This window comes from Moorena sp. SIO3I6 (assembly GCF_010672095.1).
The window spans coordinates 1-3458 of record NZ_JAAHHU010000447.1 but is presented as its reverse complement, the minus strand read 5'-3'; the positions used below and the strand labels follow the sequence as shown (position 1 = coordinate 3458).

Annotated in this window: 5 protein-coding genes; 1 reads left to right on the top strand and 4 read right to left on the bottom strand. The window is 42.8% G+C overall.

Going from position 1 to position 3458, the window contains the following annotated elements:
• The 3 genes from F6K49_RS37695 to F6K49_RS37685 all read right to left on the bottom strand — a co-directional run.
• A partial coding sequence (locus tag F6K49_RS37695) for a class II aldolase/adducin family protein (protein ID WP_293105279.1) occupies nucleotides 1-593 on the bottom strand: 593 nt, incomplete at its 3' end.
• A gap of 13 nt (nucleotides 594-606) precedes the next feature.
• Nucleotides 607-768 (bottom strand): hypothetical protein, encoded by a 162-nt coding sequence (locus tag F6K49_RS37690; RefSeq protein ID WP_293105273.1) that lies wholly within the window; start codon nucleotides 766-768, stop codon nucleotides 607-609.
• Between the two features lie 145 nt (nucleotides 769-913).
• Nucleotides 914-1657, bottom strand: coding sequence for an iron-containing redox enzyme family protein (locus F6K49_RS37685; protein ID WP_293105269.1), 744 nt, complete (start codon nucleotides 1655-1657; stop codon nucleotides 914-916).
• 630 nt (nucleotides 1658-2287) lie between these two features.
• Between F6K49_RS37685 and F6K49_RS37680 the strand changes: the two genes are divergently transcribed.
• Nucleotides 2288-2446, top strand: a complete 159-nt coding sequence (locus F6K49_RS37680; protein ID WP_293105266.1) for a hypothetical protein — start codon at nucleotides 2288-2290, stop codon at nucleotides 2444-2446.
• Here the strand turns inward: F6K49_RS37680 and F6K49_RS37675 are convergent.
• On the bottom strand, nucleotides 2412-3458 hold a 1047-nt coding region (locus tag F6K49_RS37675; protein WP_293105261.1), incomplete at its 5' end, for an SGNH/GDSL hydrolase family protein. The two genes, F6K49_RS37680 and F6K49_RS37675, sit on opposite strands and share 35 nt — an antisense overlap.

Here is a 3458-nt window from a genome sequence, read left to right as displayed (position 1 = left end):
GAGATCATACGCACTAAAGCCTTGAAAGTCGCTATTTGGGTTGACTTAAATCCATCCTTTTTCATTGGTTTAAACTGTTCCATTTGTTGAGCAAATGAATTCAAAATATCCTCAGAAGGCTGATTCAGTTTAGCCCCAGTTGACATAGCCAATACTTGTGTTCTACAAGCAAACTCCAGAAAATAAAGGTTTAAGAATGCTTCAGCAACAGTCCGTCCACAAACAACTATGCCATGGTTGCGCATGATCATACATAATTTTTCCGGTCCGAGATCCGCTGCCAGACGTTTCTGTTGTGCGATATTTATTTCTAACCCATAATTATCATGGTAAGCAATTTTGTTATAGAAAACCATTGAAGCTTGATCTAGGTGTAACAACCCACAGGCAAGGGTGGAGACAGCAACTGCGTAAGGGGTGTGAGCATGAATCACAGTGTTAATATCAGGTCTAGCAGCTAGAATCGCACCATGGATAACAACAGCAGTTGGATTGACTGGTACGTCTTGGTCACCAACTACCTTGCCATCAAGGTTTATTCTTGCCAAGTTTGATGCTTTGATTTCATCAAAAGTGAGGCCAAAAGGATTAATCAGAAAATCAGACTCAGAACCTGGTATTCTTGTGAAGGGCGTGGGTGAGGGTTAGATCGCTCCAGCCGTAGTAATTTATCAGTCTATACACTGCTGCTAGCTGTATGCGAGCTGTAGATTCGTCCGATGTCTGATCAAGTTGTTTGTGCTGTTCAATTGTTGCAAGCTTGTTCATAGTCCTAATGATCGGATTGAATTGAAGCTCAAAAGCAAACCTTAATTAGTTACCAACGGACAGTCCTTTGTTCCCAAGGTCTTGTAGGTGTTGATTGTTTGGATCTCAAATAGGATTGCTATAGCTGTTTCGGAGAATGAGTAGTTTAGCTGCCGAATGTCTCTGGTAGTTCGTTGTAGGCAGCACGGTAGATGCCATCTAGCCATGCCCAAAGTGTGTCACGCTTCCACTTGGCCCCTCCCATCACTGATTCCAACTCCGGACCTGATGTCGGCACAATCTTAGACATAGCATCAGAGGCATCGGCATGATCCCCTTCGACCTGTTCATGGACAAGAAGCCACTCAAAAACAGACAGATCCACTTCATTTTGACGACGAACTTCTTTGCCTAGGCAAGAAATCATCTGCTCTGCATATACTTCACCAGAAATCAGGGAGCCTACTGCCCAAGCAACATCAATAGTCTCTCCTGCGAAGAAATTAGCCATTTCCTGGGCTAGTGTTTTACCCGGAGACTCTGGCTCGAAATTTTCTGGTTGCGGCCGCCACGGATCGAGTCCTTCAATTAGTTTACCCATCAGGGTGCTATGTATTTTGTTGATATCGCCACTGCCCAGTTCGTCATATAGCACACCAGCAATCAGACTTTTGATTCTCAAGTCCTCTACACGCATCACAATATTGGCCAACCAATTAGGAACCTTGGCAGTGACTTCATTTAAGTTGGCAAAGTATGACCAAAAAGCGGTTAGATTGGGAGGTTCCTGTTGAAGCCGCACAAAATAGGGATGTTTAATCATGGGATGTTTTTGGCAAAACTCCACGATTTCTTCAGCAGGACGGCGTTGTTGAGCTTCTTTTACCAAAGTTACAGCAGTCTTAGTCATTATTTTGCCTTCAACTAGTTTTTGCTAAGTGTATAGCTTTGTTCACTTTTATGAGGTACATATTACCTGGTTTTATGGAACATGGAATATGGAACCGGTAAAAATATTGTGTACCTGATTAGGCTATAAACCGCTAGATATATTTATTTGGCTTCACAGATAGTTTATCAGACTAATGGAAAAACTTCACTAAAAATTTGTGGATCTTCCGTACTTGTTATGCTATAATTATAAGTTTAGTAAAAACTTGTTTCTGATAAGGGTCTAAAAATGAGACAATAGAATCGAAGTGATTGTTTCTGGGTAAAATGTCAATAATTGAGGATATTAGAACCAAATTTTAGGCTTTAATGCCATAAATGGATGAAAAACTCAGACGATTGTGGTCAGGAGCTGAAGCAGTATCTTTAGGGAAAGGGCGACCCTCTGAAAGGTTTCGTCATTTGACTGGTTGAGTCACAATAGAGAGGTATTTGCTTCTTATAAAGCCGGTTTGGGGTATATTTGGGCTTTAATTTTGTTTAATTCCCAATAGTAGCAAAAAACTCCTTTGATTTTTTGATGGTACTGGTAAAGATGTAGTGATGTAGGCGTTGGTCTGGTCAAGGTTTCGGGAGCTAAAGTCAGGAATTGTATAGCACTACCAGGATTTTTCCCGACTCCCGACTCCCGACTCCCGATTCCCGATTCCCAATTCCCGATTCCCGATTCCCGATTCCCGATTCCCGATTCGCGCATTCTAAATTCGCGCATTCTAAATTCGCGATCCCCTCTTCCCTATTCTCTTAGAACCTATTCCTAAAGCCCCCAAAGCAAATAGACCTAAAGCCATTGCTGGTTCAGGAACATTAGCTGGGTGTGAATGGTTATGATCTGGGTGTGGATGGTTATGATCTGGATTTGGATCCTTCAATGCTGACAGGGCTAAATCCGCAATAATGCGATAAACACCAGTGGTTGGATGTTGTAAGTCCCAGAATAAAAACTCCTCGGGATTCTCACATACAAATTGTGCTGGTATATTCAGACAAGGACTAGTTACATTGGTCAAACCAAATTCCGTTGGCTGAGCCAGAATTTCCCTAAATGTAGAATTAACATCAACCGGGATGATATTGACATCTGAGTCGGGAGTCTGACTGAATTGATCGAGTAGTTCAGACAAACCAGAATTATGGTCTTCTGTCAAGGTGTTGAGGGCATCGGTAGTACCAGGAACACGTCCATCAAGTGCCAGAGCAATGGGCGTATTGCCCAAATCTGGCAAGTTAACTACCATAATATTTTTAGCCCCAACATTAGTCAGGTCTTGCACTGCATCTGACAAATTTGCCAGGGTGGTGACAGTATCTGTAAATGGTTCAAAACTGCCTTGGGTAGGTAAATAATCATTACCACCAGCCCACACTATATACAGAGCCTCTGGGTCAGCAGACTGACCGGCTTGTATCAGGGGAACAGTAAAGGCATCAATCTGCTGTTCCAATCCTGGTAAGCCTGTCAATCCAGAGAAGGTAAGAGCGACAGTGTTTTCAGTGCCTGTAGTAGAACCACCAAAAGCGAAGTTAATGCCTTCAGTAGGAATAGCACCTGAGCCAAGAGTGGTAAACAGAGTAGGGTTTAATTCCAAATCCCCTGCAAGATAATCCACCCAGTTGGGCCCATTGGAAAAACGTCCCTCAAAATAGGGTGGACTGGGGGGAATTTGCTCTGCGGTGGCATTAAACAGATTGCCTTGATCAGAGAGGCTGTCTCCAAAGATATACATCTTGCTAAACAACTCGACAGCATTTGCCTTGAG